Annotated in this window: 16 protein-coding genes; 7 read left to right on the top strand and 9 right to left on the bottom strand. The window is 72.8% G+C overall.

Annotated features, from left to right (window positions below; translation table 11 throughout):
• Nucleotides 1–190 precede the first annotated feature (190 nt).
• Together JQN83_RS15950 and JQN83_RS15945 are read right to left on the bottom strand one after the other, a co-directional pair.
• Complete coding sequence (locus tag JQN83_RS15950) at nucleotides 191–997, bottom strand: sugar phosphate isomerase/epimerase family protein (RefSeq protein ID WP_208567918.1); 807 nt, start codon at nucleotides 995–997, stop codon at nucleotides 191–193.
• Between the two features lie 76 nt (nucleotides 998–1073).
• Nucleotides 1074–2018, bottom strand: a complete 945-nt coding sequence (locus tag JQN83_RS15945; protein ID WP_208567917.1) for a Ppx/GppA phosphatase family protein — start codon at nucleotides 2016–2018, stop codon at nucleotides 1074–1076.
• A 73-nt stretch (nucleotides 2019–2091) separates the two neighbouring features.
• Here JQN83_RS15945 and JQN83_RS15940 point away from each other — a divergent pair, with 73 nt between their 5' ends.
• Nucleotides 2092–2904, top strand: a complete 813-nt coding sequence (locus tag JQN83_RS15940) for a DUF3109 family protein (protein ID WP_208567916.1) — start codon at nucleotides 2092–2094, stop codon at nucleotides 2902–2904.
• 18 nt (nucleotides 2905–2922) lie between these two features.
• On the opposite strand, the gene JQN83_RS15935 is transcribed toward JQN83_RS15940, so the two are convergent.
• Together JQN83_RS15935 and JQN83_RS15930 are read right to left on the bottom strand one after the other, a co-directional pair.
• The gene (locus JQN83_RS15935) at nucleotides 2923–3606 is read right to left on the bottom strand and encodes a response regulator (protein ID WP_091242387.1); all 684 of its coding nucleotides are present in this window, start codon (nucleotides 3604–3606) and stop codon (nucleotides 2923–2925) included.
• A 22-nt stretch (nucleotides 3607–3628) separates the two neighbouring features.
• Entirely contained in the window at nucleotides 3629–4912 is a 1284-nt protein-coding gene (locus tag JQN83_RS15930) for a sensor histidine kinase (protein ID WP_208567915.1), read from the bottom strand.
• 211 nt (nucleotides 4913–5123) lie between these two features.
• Here JQN83_RS15930 and phoU point away from each other — a divergent pair, with 211 nt between their 5' ends.
• Nucleotides 5124–5777 (top strand): phosphate signaling complex protein PhoU, encoded by a 654-nt coding sequence (gene phoU, locus JQN83_RS15925; RefSeq protein ID WP_208567914.1) that lies wholly within the window; start codon nucleotides 5124–5126, stop codon nucleotides 5775–5777.
• 70 nt (nucleotides 5778–5847) lie between these two features.
• Here phoU and JQN83_RS15920 read toward each other — a convergent pair whose 3' ends face one another.
• Nucleotides 5848–6615 (bottom strand): phosphoglyceromutase, encoded by a 768-nt coding sequence (locus JQN83_RS15920; RefSeq protein ID WP_208567913.1) that lies wholly within the window; start codon nucleotides 6613–6615, stop codon nucleotides 5848–5850.
• A 151-nt stretch (nucleotides 6616–6766) separates the two neighbouring features.
• Here JQN83_RS15920 and JQN83_RS15915 point away from each other — a divergent pair, with 151 nt between their 5' ends.
• Nucleotides 6767–8107, top strand: coding sequence for an MDR family MFS transporter (locus tag JQN83_RS15915; protein ID WP_208567912.1), 1341 nt, complete (start codon nucleotides 6767–6769; stop codon nucleotides 8105–8107).
• Between the two features lie 848 nt (nucleotides 8108–8955).
• On the opposite strand, the gene JQN83_RS34125 is transcribed toward JQN83_RS15915, so the two are convergent.
• The 3 genes from JQN83_RS34125 to mshA all read right to left on the bottom strand — a co-directional run bounded on the left by JQN83_RS34125 (nucleotide 8956) and on the right by mshA (nucleotide 12024).
• The gene (locus JQN83_RS34125) at nucleotides 8956–9744 is read right to left on the bottom strand and encodes a hypothetical protein (protein WP_372444050.1); all 789 of its coding nucleotides are present in this window, start codon (nucleotides 9742–9744) and stop codon (nucleotides 8956–8958) included.
• A 286-nt stretch (nucleotides 9745–10030) separates the two neighbouring features.
• A complete protein-coding gene (locus JQN83_RS15905; protein ID WP_208567910.1) occupies nucleotides 10031–10546 on the bottom strand; it encodes a type III secretion system chaperone family protein in 516 nt (171 codons plus the stop codon).
• A 113-nt stretch (nucleotides 10547–10659) separates the two neighbouring features.
• On the bottom strand, nucleotides 10660–12024 hold the full coding sequence (mshA, locus tag JQN83_RS15900) for a D-inositol-3-phosphate glycosyltransferase (protein WP_208567909.1): 1365 nt from the start codon (nucleotides 12022–12024) through the stop codon (nucleotides 10660–10662).
• Nucleotides 12025–12206: 182 nt separating this feature from the next.
• On the opposite strand from mshA, the gene JQN83_RS15895 reads away from it, so the two are divergent.
• A complete protein-coding gene (locus JQN83_RS15895; RefSeq protein WP_208567908.1) occupies nucleotides 12207–12974 on the top strand; it encodes an SDR family oxidoreductase in 768 nt (255 codons plus the stop codon).
• 6 nt (nucleotides 12975–12980) lie between these two features.
• The gene (locus JQN83_RS15890) at nucleotides 12981–13778 is read left to right on the top strand and encodes a class I SAM-dependent methyltransferase (RefSeq protein ID WP_208567907.1); all 798 of its coding nucleotides are present in this window, start codon (nucleotides 12981–12983) and stop codon (nucleotides 13776–13778) included.
• Nucleotides 13779–14155: 377 nt separating this feature from the next.
• Here JQN83_RS15890 and JQN83_RS15885 read toward each other — a convergent pair whose 3' ends face one another.
• Nucleotides 14156–15247 carry a UDP-N-acetylmuramate dehydrogenase gene (locus JQN83_RS15885; RefSeq protein WP_208567906.1) on the bottom strand — a complete coding sequence of 364 codons (1092 nt, stop codon included), beginning with the start codon at nucleotides 15245–15247 and terminating at the stop codon, nucleotides 14156–14158.
• A gap of 70 nt (nucleotides 15248–15317) precedes the next feature.
• On the opposite strand from JQN83_RS15885, the gene JQN83_RS15880 reads away from it, so the two are divergent.
• Nucleotides 15318–16079, top strand: a complete 762-nt coding sequence (locus JQN83_RS15880; RefSeq protein ID WP_208567905.1) for a maleylpyruvate isomerase family mycothiol-dependent enzyme — start codon at nucleotides 15318–15320, stop codon at nucleotides 16077–16079.
• A gap of 324 nt (nucleotides 16080–16403) precedes the next feature.
• Nucleotides 16404–17711 carry an ABC transporter substrate-binding protein gene (locus JQN83_RS15875; RefSeq protein WP_208567904.1) on the top strand — a complete coding sequence of 436 codons (1308 nt, stop codon included), beginning with the start codon at nucleotides 16404–16406 and terminating at the stop codon, nucleotides 17709–17711.
• The last annotated feature ends 40 nt before the right edge of the window (nucleotides 17712–17751 follow it).

Raw genomic sequence — 17751 nt, 5'->3', positions numbered from 1 at the left:
CTCGACGAAGTCGCCCACGAACTCAACACCCGACCCCGCGAAACACTCGACTGGAACACACCAGCCCAACGCCTCGCACAACTCATCGTCCCCTAACGATTGCACTCACCCCTTGACCCCGCCCGCCCGAACATGACGCAAACCTCTTGATCACCGGGGCGAAGTGGGGGTGGGAGGGGGGTGGGGGGGGTTAGGCGTTGAGCGGCGAGGGGGCGGTGAGGTGGGCGCGGGCGAAGGCGAGGGACTCGCGCAGGTCGGCCTCGCGGACGGCCCGGCTCTTCGCGCCCCGGGTGGTCACCTCCACCGCGACCGAGCCGGTGAAGCCGCGCCCGGCCAATGAGCGGAGCAGCTCGGCGCAGGGCTGACTGCCCCGGCCGGGCACCAGGTGCTCGTCGCGCCCCTCGCCGGTGCCGTCGCCGAGGTGGACGTGGGCCAGGCCGGCCCCCATCCGGTCGGCCATCGCCAGCGGGTCGGCGTGCGACGCGGCGCAGTGCGACAGGTCCAGCGTGTACGAGGGGTAGCCGACCTCGGTCGGGTCCCAGCCGGGCACGTACGGCACGAACTGCCGCCCGGCCATCCGCACCGGGTACATGTTCTCCACCGCGAAGCGCACCCCGCCGAACCGGTCGGCGACGGTGCCCAACCCGTCGGCGAAGTTCCGGGCGTAGTCGCGCTGCCAGCTGAACGGCGGGTGCACCACCACCGTGGGCGCCTCCAGCGTGTCGGCCAACTCGGCGGCCCGGCGCAGCCGCTCCCACGGGTCGGGGCTCCACACCCGCTGGGTGACCAGCAGGCAGGGGGCGTGCACGGACAGCACCGGGACGCCGTAGTGCTTGGCGAGGCCACGCAGCGCGCCGGCATCCTGGCTGACGGCGTCGGTCCAGACCATCACCTCGACCCCGTCGTAGCCGAGTGCCGCGGCGAGCTGGAACGCCGCCGCGGTCCGCTCAGGAAAGACCGAGGAACTGGACAGGAGCACCGGGACGCGGGAAGTCACATCCCCGAGGGTAGCCCGGCCCGCCACCACAGTTCCGGACGAGCAACCGCAAAAGCCGCGCAACCACCGGCGTACGTCACATCGGTTCGAGCTGATCCAACCGTCTGAGGATGACGCCCTCACGCAGCGCCCACGGGCAGATGTCCACCGCCGGCACGTCGAACCGGCGCAGCACCGCCTCGGCCACCACCGCCCCGGCCAGCAGTTGGTGGGCCCGCCCGGCGCTGACCCCCTCCAGCCCGGAGAGCTTGCCCGGTGGGATGTGCCGGACGAACCCCAACACCTGCCGCACCCCCGGGCGGGTGAGGCTGCGCCGCGCCCACAGCCCCGCCGAGGAGGGGGCCGCCCCGGCCAACCGGGCCAGCGTCCGGAAGGTCTTCGACGTGGCGACCGGCCGTTCCCAGCCCACCCCGGCCAGTTTCTCCACCACCGGGTCGAGCTGCGCGTCGACGTACTCCCGTAACTCCTCCACGGCCTCGGCGGTCGGTGGGGTCAGCCCGGACGGGTCGACGTGCAGCCGGTCCCGGCTCAACCGGCCGGCCCCCAACGGCAGCGACACCGCCACCTCCGGGTCCTCGTCGATGCCGGCCGCCAGCTCCAGCGAGCCGCCGCCGATGTCCATCGCCAGCAACCGCCCCGCCGACCAGCCGAACCACCGTCGCACCGCGAGGAACGTCGCCCGCGCCTCGTCCGCACCGGAGAGCACCTCCAGCCGTACGCCGGTCTCCTCCCGCACCCGGGTCAGCACCTCGGCCGCGTTGGTGGCCTCCCGCACCGCGCTGGTCGCGAAGGCCAGCAGGTCGTCGGCGGCCAGCGCGGTGGCCGACGCGCGCGCCGCGCCGACCGCCTCGACCAGCCCGTCCGCGCCGGCCCGGGTGAGCGCGCCGTCCGGGCCGATCTGCTCGGCCAGTCGCAGCACCACCTTCTCGGAGTGCGCCGCCCACGGGTGCGCGCCGTGGTGGGCGTCGACCACCAGCAGATGAACCGTGTTGGAACCGACGTCGAGCACACCCAGCCGCATGGGAAGACCCTAGGGCCACCGGGTTTCGGTGGCACGCCGGCCGGCCGCACCGGGCGCGCGTACGCTGGTCCGGGTGACGAGCCAGGTGGAGCTGCACGTGCTGGTGGACGACCCCGGCGACCCCCGCAGCCGGGAGGTGGGGCTGGACTTTCCCCGGGAGTGGATCGAGTTCGTCGACCCGGCCGACGAGCGGCACCTGGTCCGCGCCGACCTCACCTGGCTGCTGTCCCGCTGGACGTGCGTGTTCGGCCAGGGCTGCCACGGCATCGTCGCCGGCCGGGCCGCTGACGGCTGCTGCTCGCACGGCGCGTTCTTCACCGACACCGACGACGAGAAGCGGGTCCGCGCGGCCGTCAAGCGGCTCACCCCGCAGACCTGGCAGCACTTCCGCAGGGGTACGAAGAACTGGACCGCGACCGACACCATCGACGGCAAGAATCCGGCCCGGCGTACCGCCACCCGGGGTGAGGACGCCCCGTGTGTGTTCCTCAACGACGCCGACTTCCCCGGCGGGGGCGGGTGCGCCCTGCACGGCCAGGCGCTGCGCGACGGCGTGCACCCGCTGGAATACAAGCCGGACGTGTGCTGGCAGTTGCCGATCCGCCGGGACCAGGAGTGGACCAAGCGGCCCGACGACACCAAGGTGCTGGTGTCGACGCTCGCCGAGTTCGACAGGCGGGGCTGGGGTTCCGGCGGGCACGACCTGGACTGGTGGTGCACCTCGTCGACCGACGCACACGTCGGCACCGAGCCGATGTACCTGTCGTACGGCCCGGAGCTGACCGCGCTGATCGGCGCACCCGCGTACGCGAGGCTGGCCGAGCTGTGCGCGGCCCGGCTGGGCCAGGGTCAGATCGCCCCGCACCCGGCCAGCCCGCAGGGGTGAACGCCGTGCGCCGCCGGCCTACGGCTCGAACTTGTAGCCCAGCCCGCGCACGGTGACGATGAACCGGGGCGCGGACGGCTCCGGTTCGATCTTGGATCGCAGCCGCTTGACGTGCACGTCCAGGGTCTTGGTGTCACCGACGTAGTCGGCACCCCAGACCCGGTCGATGAGCTGCCCCCGGGTGAGCACCCGGCCGGCGTTGCGCAGCAGCAGCTCCAGCAGCTCGAACTCCTTGAGCGGGAGCTGCACGGTCGTCCCGTCGACGGTCACCACGTGCCGCTCGATGTCCATCCGGACCGGGCCGGCGGCCAACGTCGGCGCACCCGACTCGGTCACCTCGGGGCTCTGCCGGCGCAGCACCGCCCGGATCCGGGCCACCAGCTCCCGGGGCGAGTACGGCTTGGTGACGTAGTCGTCGGCGCCGATCTCCAGCCCGACCACCTTGTCGATCTCGCTGTCCCGGGCGGTCACCATGATGATCGGCACGTGCGAGCGCTGGCGCAGCTGCCGGCAGACCTCCGTCCCGGACATCTCCGGAAGCATCAGGTCGAGCAGCACGATGTCCGCGCCGGTCCGGTCGAACTCGGTGAGGGCGGAGGTGCCCGTCGCGGCGACGGAGACCTCGAATCCCTCCTTGCGGAGCATGTACGACAAGGCGTCGGAGAACGACTCCTCGTCCTCGACCACCAGTACGCGGCTCAACGGGGTGTTTCCTTTCCTACGGTCAGGACCGGCGCAGTTCGGCCGGGCCGGGCTCGATCCCAGCGGACGGCAGTATCGTCTCCAGGGCGTCCGGCGGGCCGGCGGGTAGCCGGAGGGTGAACGTCGAGCCCCCTCCCAGGGTGCTCGCCACCTCCACCCGGCCGCCATGGTTGCTGGCGATGTGTTTGACGATGGCCAGGCCGAGGCCGGTGCCACCGGTGGCGCGGGACCGGGCCTGGTCGGCCCGGTAGAACCGTTCGAAGATCCGGTCGACGTCGGTGGGGGCGATGCCGATGCCCTGGTCGGTGACGGAGACCGTGACGTGGTCGTCGTCCGCCCGGGTGGTGACCCGGACGGTGGTGTCCTCACCGGAGTAGGTGATCGCGTTCTCCACCAGGTTGGACACGGCGGTGGCGAGCTGGCTGTCGCTGCCGTACGCGGTCAGTCCCCGCTGTCCTTCGGTGATCACCTGGACCCGGCGGGCGGCGGCCGAGGTGCGGGTCCGGTCGAGCACCTCGGCGATCACCCAGTCGACCGCGACGGGTTCCGGCGCGGGTTGCGGCTCGGCGCCCTGGAGCCGGGTCAGTTCCAGCAGCTCCTGCACCAGCCGGCCGAGCCGGGTCGACTCGTGTTGGATGCGTTCGGCGAACCGGCGGGCGGCAAGCATGTCCTCGGAGAGGTCGGGTGCGCCGTCGGCCGGTTCGGTGGCGTCGACGAGGGCTTCGGCGAGCAGTTGCAGCGCGCCGATCGGGGTCTTCAGCTCGTGGCTGACGTTGGCCACGAAGTCCCGCCGCACCCGGGCCAGCCGGTGCGACTCGGTGACGTCGGCGGCTTCGACGGCGATGTACCCGCCGCCGATGCCCATCGCCCGCAGGTGCACGCCGAGCGGGTTCTCCCCGGCGTTGTCGCGACCCCGGGGCAGGTCCAGCTCGATCTCGCGCCGCACCCCGGTCCGCCGGACCTGCCCGGCGAGGGTACGGATCAGCGGATGGGCCGCGATGGTGCCGGGGGTGGCGCCGGTACGGAGCAGTCCCATCGCCCGGGCGGCCGGGTTCACCAGCACCGGCACGTCGTCCGGGCCGAGCACCACGACACCGGCGCGGAGTGAGTCGATGGTCTTGCGGCCGAGCCCGGTCAGCCCGCCGGACTGGTCGTCGGGAATCGCACGCCTCCCCAGGTTCCAGCGGGAGCCCTCGCTCCCGGACGGCGTCATCCGACGCCGCCAGTCGTGGACGGGTCGGGCCAGCAGCAGCCCGGCGACCAGTCCGGTCCCCAGGGCCACCACGATCGCCACCGCCCACTCCACCCGGCGATCGTAGGGTCATTGTTAACCTGGCTATCGCCCATAACGGGACGAAACACACTCGCTTTGGGAGAAATTCACTCCCGGGCCCCGCGTCGTTCACCCGGGTTCATCTGCGGTCCGTCGCCCCCGCCTACGGTGGGTCCCGCACCTGCTCAACCCGTACGCCGACGGTCCTCGGGGCTGCCGGCGGCACCGACCCCAGGAAGTGACGATGCGCGACGAGTTCCGGGCCGACCTGCAGATTGTCAGCCAACTGCTGGTGGACATGGCGGAGGGGGTGCGCGCCGCGATGCGCCAGGCCACCCGCGGGCTGCTCACCGCCGACCGCGAGGCGTCCGAGACCGTGATCGCGCGGGACGCCGAGATCGACGACCTCTACCAACACGTCGAGGAGCGGGTCTGCGACCTGCTCGCCCGGCAGGCGCCGGTCGCCTCCGACCTGCGCGCGATGATCACCGCCCTGCACGTCGCGGCCGACCTGGAGCGGATGGGCGACCTGGCCGACCACGTGGCGAAGACCGCCCTGCGCCGGCACCCGTCCCCGGCGGTGCCGGCCGAGCTGCGGCCGGTCTTCACCGACATGGCGTCGGTCGCCGACCGGATGGCCGAGAAGATCGGCAAGGTGCTGGCCAACCCCGACGCCGACATCGCCGCCGAGTTGGACCGCGACGACGACGTCATGGACGACCTGCACAAGAGCCTGTTCGGGGTGCTGCTCGGCGACGGGTGGCCGTACGGGGTGGAGACGGCCATCGACGCCACCCTGCTCGGCCGGTTCTACGAGCGGTTCGCCGACCACGCGGTGAACGCCGGCGAGCGGGTGGTCTACCTGATCACCGGGGAGACCGTCCCCGCCACGAGCTGACCCGCACCGCGCGACGGGAAGTGCTCCCCGCCCGGCGACCTCCGCCGGGCGGGGAGCACTTCACTGCGGGTCAGCGGCCCTGGTTGGCGACCGCGGCGGCGGCCTCCTTGGCGGCCGTCGGGTCGAGGTAGGCCCCGCCCAGGGTGATGGGGCGCAGCTGCGGGTCGAGGTCGTAGCGCAGCGGGATGCCGGTGGGGATGTTCAGCTTGGCGATCGCCTCGTCGGAGATCTGGTCGAGGTGCTTGACCAGGGCGCGCAGCGAGTTGCCGTGCGCCGCCACCAGGACGGTGCGGCCGGCGAGGATGTCCGGCACGATCGAGTCGTACCAGTAGGGGAGCATTCGCTCCACCACGTCCTTGAGGCACTCGGTGCGCGGCATCAGCTCGGTCGGCAGCAACGCGTACCGCGGGTCGCCGACCTGGGAGAACTCGTCGTCGTCGGCGATCGGCGGCGGCGGCGTGTCGTACGAGCGACGCCAGAGCATGAACTGCTCCTCGCCGTACTCGTCCAGGGTCTGCTTCTTGTTCTTGCCCTGCAGGGCGCCGTAATGCCGCTCGTTGAGCCGCCACGACCGGCGCACCGCGATCCAGTGCCGGTCGGCGGCGTTCAGCGCCAGCTCGGCGGTGCGGATCGCCCGGCGCATCACGCTGGTGTGCACCACGTCCGGCAGCAGGTCGTGCTCCCGCAGCAGCTCGCCGCCACGGCGGGCCTCCGACTCGCCCTTGGCCGTCAGGTCGACGTCCACCCAGCCGGTGAAGAGGTTCTTCGCGTTCCAGTCGCTCTCGCCGTGCCGCAGCAGGACCAGCGTCCCGACGGTGGGTCCCTCGCTCGCAGTCATGCCGATCATCCTGCCGCACGCGGCGCGGGGACACGCGGGCAGTGGTGGTGACGACCACCACGTGGAAAAGCGGGTGACCGGTGTCAGACCCCGGAACTAGGTTGTAAGGCGCTACGAGGGCAACAGTCATTACCTGAGCGGGGGCGCGGGCGTGCGGACGGTACGGGGTTGGTTCCGGGAGACCACAGGTGGACTACCGAGGACCTTCTGGTACCTCTGGACCGGCACCCTGATCAACCGGCTCGGTTCGTTCGTGCTGGTCTTCCTCGCCATCTACCTGACCCAGGCCCGCCACTTCTCCGCCGCCCAGGCCGGCCTGGTGATCGGCCTGTGGGGGGTCGGCGGCGCGGTCGGCACCACCGTGGGCGGCACCCTGGTCGACCGGTGGGGGCGGCGGCCGACCCTGCTCACCGCCCACCTGGGCGCGGCCACCATGATGCTGTCGCTCGGCTTCGCCCGACCCCTCTGGGCGGTGGCGGTGGGTGCGCTGCTGCTCGGCACGTTCGCCGAGGCCGCCCGGCCGGCGTTCGGGGCCATGATGATCGACGTGGTGCCGGAGCGGGACCGGTTGCGCGCGTTCTCGCTCAACTACTGGGCGATCAACCTGGGCTTCGCCTGCGCCGCAGTGCTCGCCGGCCTCGCCGCCGAGGCCGGCTACCTGCTGCTGTTCGTGGTCGACGCGGCCACCACCCTGGCCACCGCGCTGATCATCTTCGTCAAGGTCGGCGAGACCCGCCGCGCCCCGACGACCAGCGCCGTCAAGGGTGCGACGAGCGGCCCGCCCCGGGTGGGTGCGCTGCGCACCATCGCCGCCGACCGGGTGTTCCTGGGGTTCGTCGTGCTCAACCTGTTCGGCGCGCTGGTCTTCCTCCAGCACATCTCGATGCTGCCGATCGCGATGGGCGACGCCGGGCTCTCCCCCGCCACCTACGGCTCGGTGATCGCGCTCAACGGGGTGCTGATCGTGGCGGGCCAGCTCTTCGTCCCCCGGCTGATCCGGGGCCGGAGCCGCTCGCACGTGCTCGCCCTCGCCTCGGTGGTGATGGGCGTCGGCTTCGGGCTGACCGCGTTCGCCGACGCCGCCTGGTTCTTCGGCCTCACCGTGCTGATCTGGACGCTCGGCGAGATGCTCAACTCCCCGTCCAACGCCACCCTGATCGCCGAACTCTCCCCGGCCGAGCTGCGGGGGCGCTACCAGGGTGTCTTCTCGCTGTCCTGGCAGGTTGCCGGGGCGGTCGCCCCGGTGCTCGGCGGGGTGGTCCGGGAACACGCCGGCAACGGCGCACTCTGGCTGGGCTGCGCCGCGATCGGCATGGCGACCGCGCTGGCCCACCTGCTCTCCGGGCCGGCCCGGGAACGTCGGGCGGCCCGCCTGCGCCACCCCGGGGCCCCGGTCGTGCCGGTCACCGCCGTCCAACCGCCTCCCCCGCAGTCGGCCGAGGCCGCCGCGACCGCACCCGCCGAGCCGGTCGGCGCCCGCACCCCCGCCTGAGTACGACACCAGCGCGCCCACCCGAGCCGGCCCGAACACGGCGGCTCACCCGGGTCGACGACCCGGACCCGCCCGGGACCGCACACCGGGCAGTCGCGAGAGCGTAGGCATACCCCATCAGCGTCCTTTGGAGCTGATGACGCAAACGACTCACCTCACCGGGAGGTGTGTACCCGCATCGGGCAGGCGGACCACGTGGGTGAGGTGCCACCGCCCCTGAATCGTCAACGGCATCAGCTCGAAAGGACGCAACGAGCATCGGGAGACGGGTACCGGAGTGGCCGCAGCCGGACCCGGGGCTACCCGTACCCGGGCGACGGCCCGGCAACACAGGCCCAGCGATCTCGTGGGCAGGTCATCTGCTCGCTACCCGCGCCGGACCTGGCACCGCCCGCCCATACAGGTCCGGCGGACACTCCGACGTGGCGCTACCCGCCCATCCGGGCCTGGCACCGCCCGCCCACGAAGGAACCGGCAACGGCAGAGCGCCCACCGCGACCGGAAGTCGCGGTGGGCGCTCGTACCGCCTGCCCGGCGGCGGCGGGCGACCCTCACCCCCGTAAGCGTCGCCCGCTCGCGCCGCCGGTTCCCGGATGGCACCGTCCCCCAACGGTGTGCTCCACCCGATGCGCGCCTCGCCCGGTGCACGGATCTGATCGATCCGCCGCTCCCCCGAACGTTTCCGAGCGTGACGCGGTGCAATAAAGTTAGTTCGCCCAGATTCCGGATTCAACCCGCGAGCACTGTTCCGCCGGTCACAGCACCGGCCGTCCCAGCTGCGCTGACGCCGTTTCCGGCTCTCGTGACTGCCAACACGCGGCTACCCGGCAGCGATTCCCGCAAACCCCTCAGCCGTCTTCCCGATCGGGTGATTCGGTGCGGAAGAAGTTGCTCTGCCGGCCGTCCCGCAGCTGCTCCTGGAAGATCAGGTTCAGCCTGCGGCTGTCGAACGTCCGGAACCAGTCGTCCCAACTGACCACCCGCACCTGCCGGCTCTGCCGGTAACCCGGGAGGTCGAACGTGAGCACCCCCGGCCGGCCCACCCGCTCGGTGCCGACGATGGTGGCCGGCCTGGCCCCGCGTGCTGCGGCCCAGTTCCGGATCACCTGGTGGTTGGTGGTGACCAGGCTGCGCCCCGGGCGTTCCGGCCGGTCCGCCGGGGAGGTGATGAGCTGTGAGGACCGTACCGACCGCGAGGTGGACCGCCCGGTACGCACGCCCGCAGCGCGGGTGGCGGCCCTTGCCGGTGCCGCCTTCGCTCCCGGCCGCGACAGGGCGGCTCGTCCCGACCGGGACGCCGCCGACGCCTTCGCCCGGGACGGGGCCGACGTCTTCGCCCGGGACGCCGCCGACGTCTTCGCCCGTGCGGTCGGCGTCGCCTTGGCCCGGGAGGGAATCGCCTTGGCCCGGGAAGGAGTCGCCTTGGCCCGGGAGGATGAGGCCGCCGGCCGCCGGGCGGCGATGGGGGTCGCCTTACGGGCCGGGGCGGGAGCCGCCTTGGCCCGTGCCGAGGTCCCCCGCCGGGTGGAGGTGCCCTTACCGGCACCGGTCGACCCGGCGCTCTTCCTGGCCGGCGCCCGGCCGGACGGGCCGGTGCTGCGTCGGGCGGCACCGCCGGCCCGACCCTCCGCGCGCAACGTCCGCGCGAGCGTCTTCACCAGGTCCGGCTTGCGCAACGCGGAGATCCCGGAGACTCCCCGGCGGCGCAACTGACCCCGGATGTCGTCGACCCTCATCCGGGAGATCTCCGACTCGGAGATACCCGGCGTGTTCGGGGTCTGGTTGCCGGCCTGACGCGTGGTCCTGGTCGCCGACGCGCCGCGACCTGAGCTGTTCCGCTGAGCCATGACACGCTCCTCGACAGTCCGTCCTCGGCCTGCGGCGGGTCCCACACTGCCGCACCGCAGCGGTGCGGCATACCCGTCAGGACCGGTCCGAACCTCCCGAGGACGGGGTGAAGAGGTGGGCGAAGGCGGCGAGGTTAGCGGTCGACTCGCCCCGCTTGACCCGCCACTCCCACTCCCGGCGGATCGAACTGCCGAAACCGATCTCCAACATGGTGTCGAAGGACTCGTCGGCATAGCTGAGCACCGCACCGAACAACCGGTCCAGCTCGTCGGCGTCGACCCCGGACGGGTTGACCCGGCCGGTGAGGTAGACGTCCCCGACCGCGTCGATCGAGAACGCGACGCCGTACATCCGGGCGTTGCGTTGCAACAGCCACGCCCACAGCTCCTCGCGCCGCTCGTCGGGCTGACGCATCACGAACGCCTCGACCCGCAGCGCGTGCTCCCCGACGATCAGGTTGCAGATCGTCTTGAGCTTGTGGGTGCCGGGCAGGGTGACCGCGTACGACCCCTCGCCGGTGGCCTCCCACTCCAGCTCCCGCTCGGTGCAGACCGCCTCGATCAGGGCCGCCAGCTCGCTCTTCGCGCTCATCGGACCCACTCTACGGCCGGGGTGACGAACCCACCGGACAGCGCCCGGTCACCGCCCCCCGGTCCGGCGACCGCACCCTGGATCCTGGTGACTGCGCCACGGATCCGGCCCGGTCACCAGGATCCGGTCAGGGCCGGACCCTCGGCCAGCCGGGCCGCCAACCGTGCCCGGTGCCCGGTGACCGCCTCGCCGTACACGGCGAGCAGCCCGGACACGGTGCGTTCCCAGGAGAAGCTGCGGGCGTGCCGGGCCGCCCCCCGACCCAACGCCTCCCGGCCCGCCCGGTCGGGCAGCAGCCGGGCCAGCGTACGGGCCCAGTCGGTCGGGTCGTGGCCGTGCACGAGCACGCCGCTGACCTCGTCCCGCACGGCGGTCACCAGGCCACCCACGGCGGCGGCCACGACCGGGGTGCCGCAGGCCTGCGCCTCCAGGGCCACCAGCCCGAAGGACTCGTTGTGTGAGGGCACCGCCACCAGGTCGGCGGCCCGGTAGAGGGCGGGCAGGTCGTCCCCGGTGCGCGGCGGCAGGAACCGGACCCGGTCGGCGACCCCCAACGAAGCGGCCAGCTCGATCAGTGAGGTGGGCCGGTCCAGGCCGCTGCCGCTCGGGCCACCGCAGATCACCACGGTCACCTGCTCGGCGAGGGCCGGATCCCGCTCGCGTAACGCCGCGACCGCACGGACCAGCACGTCGGGGGCCTTCAGTGGCTGGATCCGGCCGACGAACGCGACGACGTACCCCCCGGTGGGCAGGCCCAGCCGGCGGCGGGCGGCGCGGGTCGCGGCGGCCCGGTCCCCGACGGCGGGACGGAACCGGTCCAGGTCCACCCCCGGTTCGACGACCGCCACCCGGGCCGGGTCGGCGGCGTAGCGGTCGATCAGGTCGGACGCCTCCACCCGGGTGTTCGCCACCAGCCGGTCGGCCTCGGCGACGACCTGCTCCTCACCGATCACCCGGGCCTTCGGCTCCGGCCGGTCACCGGCTGCGAGCTGGGCGTTCTTCACCTTGGCCAGGGTGTGCGCGGTGTGCACCAACGGCACCCCCCAGCGCTCCTTGGCCAGCCAGCCGACCTGCCCGGACAGCCAGTAGTGCGAGTGGATCAGGTCGTAGTGCCCCGGTGGGCGGGCCGCCTCGGCGCGCAGCACCCCGGCGGTGAAGGCACACAGCTGACCGGGCAGCTCCTCCTTGGTCAGCCCCTCCAGCGGGCCGGAGGTGACGTGCCGGACGTGCACCCCGGGGGCCATCTCCACCACCGGTGGCAGGTCACCCGAGGTGGCCCGGGTGAAGATCTCCACCTCGACGTTCGCCTCGGCGAGCCGCCTGGCGACCTCCAGGATGTAGACGTTCATGCCGCCCGCGTCGCCGGTGCCCGGTTGGTGCAGCGGCGAGGTGTGCACCGACAGGGTGGCGATGCGACGGGGCCGGGGCCACGGCAGGGCACCCCGCTGACGACCGACACCGATGTGCTGATCCGCCACGTCCGCTCCCTCTGTCACGGTTGATGCCGTCCCGCACGACCGGCGCTCCTCGGTCAACCTTCACGCCGGATGCAATCTTCCCCATCGGGCTTCGGAAATACTTCGCCCCGGGTCGCGGGCGTGACGGACCTCATCACGGGACCCGGGGCGGCCAGCCCCGCCGCCAGGGTGAGAATGGCCGGATGACCTCTGTCGCGATCGTCACCGGGGCGTCCAGCGGGATCGGCGCGGCCACCGCCCGCCGGCTCGCCGCCGAGGGTTTCCACGTGCTCGCCGCCGCCCGCCGCACCGACCGGCTCGCCGACCTGGTCGCCGGGATCGCGGCGGCCGGCGGCAGCGCCACCGCCGTGGCCTGCGACGTCACCTCCGACGAGTCGGTGGCCGGGCTGGCCCGCGCCGCCGCCGACGCCCCCGGGCCGGTCACCCTGCTGGTCAACAACGCCGGTGGGGCCCGCGGGCTCGACCCGGTGGAGTCCGGCTCGGTCGCCGACTGGCAGTGGATGTACGACGTCAACGTGCTCGGCACGCTGCGGGTCACCCAGGCCCTGCTGCCGGCCCTGGAGCGCTCCGGGACCGGGACGGTCGTGGTGGTCTCGTCCACCGCCGGTTTCACCGTCTACGAGGGTGGGGGCGGCTACAGCGCGGCCAAGCACGCGCAGACCGCCGTGGCGGGCACCCTGCGGCTGGAGCTGTGCGGCCGGCCGGTGCGGGTGGTCGAGATCGACCCCGGGATGGTCCGCACGGACGAGTTCAGCCTGAACCGCTTCGGCGGGGACGCCGGGAAGGCCGACGCCACCTACGCCGGGGTCGCGCAGCCGCTGGTGGCCGAGGACGTCGCCGAGTGCATCGCCTGGTGCGCCACGCTCCCCCACCACGTCAACGTGGACCGGTTGGTGGTCCGCCCGCTGGCCCAGGCCGCCCAGCACAAGGTGCACCGGGTCGGGCAGTGACCCGGGATGGCTGACCGGGGCCGGCAGCGGCCGGTGGGGTTGGTGACCCGGGGGACGACGAACCCGAACCGGCTCCGCCGGGTCGACAACTGGATCGTCGAGACCTGCGGCGACCGGTTACGGGCCGCCGCCGACCCGCTGGTGGTGGACCTCGGTTACGGTGCCACCCCGGTCACCGCCGTCGAGCTGCGCGGCCGGCTGGCCGCCCGGGTCCGCCCCGACGTCCGGGTGGTCGGCCTGGAGATCGATCCGGTACGGGTGGCCGCCGCCGCGCCGGCCGCCGACCCACCGGGGTTGACGTTCGCCCGGGGCGGCTTCGAACTGGCCGGGTTACGGCCCACCGTGGTCCGGGCGTTCAACGTGCTCCGCCAGTACGACGAGCGCGAGGTCGCCGACGCCTGGCGGACGGTCACCGACCGGCTCGCCCCGGGCGGGGTGCTGGTCGAGGGCACCTGCGACGAGTTGGGCCGGCTGGCCGGTTGGCTGCTGATCGACTCCACCGGCCCCCGGACGCTGACCCTGGCCGCCCGGCTGGCCACGCTGGAGAGCCCGGCCCGGTTGGCCGAGCGCCTACCGAAGGCGCTGATCCACCGCAACGTGCCAGGTGAACGCATCCACGCCCTGCTCCGCGCCCTGGACGACGCCTGGCACGCCGCCGCCGGGCTGGCCCCGTTCGGTCCCCGCCAACGCTGGCTGGCCGCCGTCCACACCCTCCGGTCCACCGGCTGGCCCGTCCTCGACCGCCCCCACCGCTGGCGCCACGGCGAACTAACCCTCCCCTGGCCCACCCTCACCCCCACCTGACCACCCCACCCCGCCCCGCCCCGCCCCGCACCCCCCGCGCCTGCCCGTGTTGATCAAGAGCTTTGCGTCAAAATCCGCCAGCAGCGTGACGCAAACCTCTTGATCACCCGACCACTCGGCCCGGCCCGGCCCGCCCCACCCCGACGGGGGCGGCACCGGTGATCAAGAGGTTTGCGTCAGCCGGCCACCCGCGAACGACTCAAACCTCTTGATCACGCCCACCGGCCCCGGCCACTCCGCCACGCACGCCGCCCCCACGGGATGGGCTCGGTGATCAAGAGGATTGCGTCACGGGGGCGGGCGAGGATGACGCAAACCTCTTGATCAACACGGGCGGGGCGGGCGGGGCCGGCGGGGTGGGAGGGGGCTGGGGTGGGTTAGAGGGTGCAGTTGATGAGGACGGGTTCGGGGTGGAGGGGGACGGCGAAGCGGGTGTGCACGCCGTCGCGGATCTCGCGGGCGAGGGCGATCAGGTCGGCGGTACGGGCGGTGCCGCTGTGGTTGGTCAGGGCCAGGGTGTGCTTGCCCGAGATGGCGGTGCCACCGGGGCCGGGGTGGCCCTTGGCGAAGCCCGCCTTGTCGATCAACCAGGCGGCGCTGACCTTCACCAGGTCACCGGGGCAGAGCCAGGAGGGGGGGTCGCCGAGGTCGGCGGCGCGCTCCCGCAGCAGGTCGTACGCCGCCCGGTCGAGCACCGGGTTGGTGAAGAACGAGCCGACCGACCAGGTGTCCGGGTCGGTGGGGTCGAGCACCATGCCCTTGCCGGCGCGCAGGGTCAGCACCGTGTCCCGGGCGGCGGTCAACGGCACCCGGTCGCCGACCTCGACGCCGAGCGAGCGGGCCAGTTCGGCGTAGCGGACCGGCCCGGACAGCGGCGAGCGGTCCAGCCGGAAGTCGACCGAGAGCACCGCCCAGCGGTCGCTGTACTTGAAGATGCTGCCCCGGTAGGCGAACCCGCAGTCCGGGGCGGCGACGGTGGTGAGCCGGTCCTCGGCGCGGTCGTACACCTGGACGGCGGTGATCCGTTCGGCGACCTCCTGGCCGTACGCGCCGACGTTCTGGATGGGGGTGGCGCCGGCCGAGCCGGGGATGCCGGAGAGGCACTCCAGGCCGGACCAGCCGTTGCCGATGGTGGCGGCGACGAGGTCGTCCCAGGGTTCGCCGGCTTCGACCCGTACGGTGACGGTGTCGGTGTCCTCGGCGACCACGGTGAACCCCCGCGACCGGACCAGCACGACGGTGCCGGGGAAGCCGGCGTCTCCGACGACCACGTTGCTGCCACCGGCCAGGACCAGCACCGCTTCGTCGCGGCGGTGCGCCTCGCGGACCCGGCGGACGATCTCGTCGGCGCTGGTCGCGGTCTCCAACCGGGTGGCGGGGCCACCGAGGCGCAGGGTGGTGTATTCCGCCAGGGCGGCCGGATCGGCGGGTTCGGCGCTCGTTGTCGGTTTGGCGTAGACGTCTGACACGCCTTTCACCCTAGGCTGAGGGGTAGCCACGGCACCCACTGGTCGCCGGGTCACCCCGGGGAGGATTGCGATGAGCAGACTGCACGCTACGAAGGACTTCTGGTTGGGAGCGCTCCGGGTCGACGGCCCGGCGTTCGCCGCGGCCGTGGCCGAGGCCCCGCCGGAGACACCCGTGCTGTCCTGCCCGGGGTGGACGGTGTCCGATCTCGCCCTGCACCTGGCCGGCCTCTACCACTGGGTGCACTCCTTCGCCGGTGCCGGTGACACCGCCCAGCCGGCCCGCCGCGACGAGACCGCCGAGCTGCCCGCCGGGGTGTCCCCGCTCCAGCTCTGGCAGCACGAGTACGACCAGCTGGTGACCCTGTTCGACACGCTCGACCCGGAGGCCCCGGCCTGGAACCCGATGCCGCAGCCGAAGAAGGCCGGTTTCTGGCCGCGTCGGGTGGCGCACGAGACGGCGGTGCACCGGTGGGACGCCCAGCTCGCCATCGCCGCCGGTGACCCGATCGAGACGAAGCTCGCCGCCGACGGGGTGAGCGAGGTGCTGGACACCTGGCTGCCGTCCGGCCGTCGGCGCAACCGGGGGCAGTGGCAGGGGGTGGTGCACCTGACCGCGACCGACGCCGCCCAGGACTGGTACCTGCGGATGCGCGGCGAGGGGGTGGCCCTGCTGGACACCGCGACGGTCTTCGGGCACGACGACCACCACGCCCGGGTGCAGGTCACCGGCTCGGCCAGCGACCTGCTGTTGGCGCTGTGGGGCCGGGTCAGCTTCGACACCCTCGGGGTGGCGGGGGACCGTTCCCTGCTGGAGGGCCTGCGCGTCGGCTGACGCCCGCCCGCCACCACATGCCGTGTACCGAGAGCGGCCGTTCCGACCGGGACGGCCGCTCTCGGCGTTCCCGGCGTGGATCGGGGTCGTTGCGCACGGCGTAGCTCCGGGACGGCCGCTCTCGGCGTTCCCGGTGTAGCTCGGGCGGGCGGCCCCGCAGTTCGGCGACGACCCGAGAGAGCGCTCTCTTGACAGGAGTCCATCGACCCACCACCCTGTCGTGAGAGCGCTCTCTCGCAGAGATCGAATCCGGGCCGACGATCCGTACGGCCCGCTCATACGCAGGTCCACACCCCACCACCCGACCTGAGAGGGGTCCGACCCATGGGTGTCTTTACCCGCCGCCGTCTCGCGGCGATCGCCCTGGTGGCCACCACCGCACTGCTCACCACCACCGCCTGCGGCGGCGACGACGAGGCCGCCGACGGCGGACCGGTCACGCTGACCGTCGACGTGTTCGGCCAGTTCGGCTACGAGAAGCTCTACCGGCAGTACGAGGCCGACCACCCCGGCATCAAGATCGTGGAGCGGGGCACCGGCGGCAACCTCGACGAGTACTCCCCCAAGCTCACCCAGTGGCTCGCCGCCGGCAAGGGCGCCGGTGACGTGGTCGCCATCGAGGAGGGGCTGCTGGTCGAGTACAAGGCCAACCCGCAGAACTTCGTCAACCTGCTCGACCACGGCGCCGCCGACCTCAAGGGCAACTTCCTGGAGTGGAAGTGGAACGGCGGGCTGACCGCCGACGGCAAGCAGCTCATCGGGCTGGGCACGGACGTCGGCGGGATGGCGATCTGCTACCGCAAGGACCTCTTCGCCGCCGCCGGCCTGCCCACCGACCGGGAGGCCGTGTCCAAGCTCTGGCCCACCTGGCAGGACTACGTACGGGTCGGCGAGCAGTTCAAGGCCAGGAACACCGGCGCGGCCTTCCTCGACGCCGCCACCAACACCTTCAACACCATCCTGTTGCAGACCGCCGGCAACACCACCGGCTACAGCTACTACGACACCGCCGACAAGCTGGTGGTCGACAGCAATCCGGCGGTACGCCAGGCGTACGACACCACCGTCGACATCATCGACTCCGGCCTGTCCGGCCGGTACGGGGCCTGGTCGGAGGAGTGGGTGTCGGCCTTCAAGCAGGCCAAGTTCGCCACCATCGCCTGCCCGGCCTGGATGACCGGGGTGATCGAGGGCAACGCCGGCCCGGACGCCAAGGGCAAGTGGGACATCGCCCAGGTGCCCGGCAGCGGCGGCAACTGGGGCGGCTCCTACCTGGCGGTGCCGAAGCAGAGCCGGCACCAGGCCGAGGCGATCGAGCTGGCCAAGTTCCTGACCAGCGCCAAGGGCCAGATCGGCGCGTTCCAGGAGAAGGGGCCGCTGCCGTCGTCCCCGCAGGCGCTCGACGACCCGGCGGTCGTCGGCTCGACCAACGCGTACTTCTCCGACGCCCCAGTCGGCAAGATCTTCGCCGCCGGTGCGAAGAGCCTCAAGCCGGTCTACATGGGCCCCAAGAACCAGGCCGTCCGCACCGAGGTGGAGAACGCCGTACGCACCGTCGAGCTGGGTCAGCGCAACCCCGCCCAGGGCTGGACCGACGCCACCACCAACGCCCGCAAGGCCGCCGCCAAGTAACCCCGTGCGGGGCGGGGTCACGGGTCCACGCCGTGGCCCC

It is taken from the genome of Micromonospora antibiotica (genome assembly GCF_017599305.1).
In the GTDB taxonomy this organism is placed as follows: Bacteria; Actinomycetota; Actinomycetes; order Mycobacteriales; family Micromonosporaceae; genus Micromonospora; species Micromonospora antibiotica.
This window is presented reverse-complemented; position numbering and strand designations above follow the sequence as displayed.

Bases quoted from the DNA above. Each gene is read 5' to 3' on its own strand.
- JQN83_RS15945 (WP_208567917.1), bottom strand. From the start codon at position 2,018: ATGCGGCTGGGTGTGCTCGACGTCGGTTCCAACACGGTTCATCTGCTG.
- phoU (WP_208567914.1), top strand. From the start codon at position 5,124: ATGCGCGACGAGTTCCGGGCCGACCTGCAGATTGTCAGCCAACTGCTG.
- JQN83_RS15920 (WP_208567913.1), bottom strand. From the start codon at position 6,615: ATGACTGCGAGCGAGGGACCCACCGTCGGGACGCTGGTCCTGCTGCGG.
- JQN83_RS15905 (WP_208567910.1), bottom strand. From the start codon at position 10,546: ATGAGCGCGAAGAGCGAGCTGGCGGCCCTGATCGAGGCGGTCTGCACC.
- JQN83_RS15895 (WP_208567908.1), top strand. From the start codon at position 12,207: ATGACCTCTGTCGCGATCGTCACCGGGGCGTCCAGCGGGATCGGCGCG.
- JQN83_RS15890 (WP_208567907.1), top strand. From the start codon at position 12,981: ATGGCTGACCGGGGCCGGCAGCGGCCGGTGGGGTTGGTGACCCGGGGG.
- JQN83_RS15880 (WP_208567905.1), top strand. From the start codon at position 15,318: ATGAGCAGACTGCACGCTACGAAGGACTTCTGGTTGGGAGCGCTCCGG.
- JQN83_RS15875 (WP_208567904.1), top strand. From the start codon at position 16,404: ATGGGTGTCTTTACCCGCCGCCGTCTCGCGGCGATCGCCCTGGTGGCC.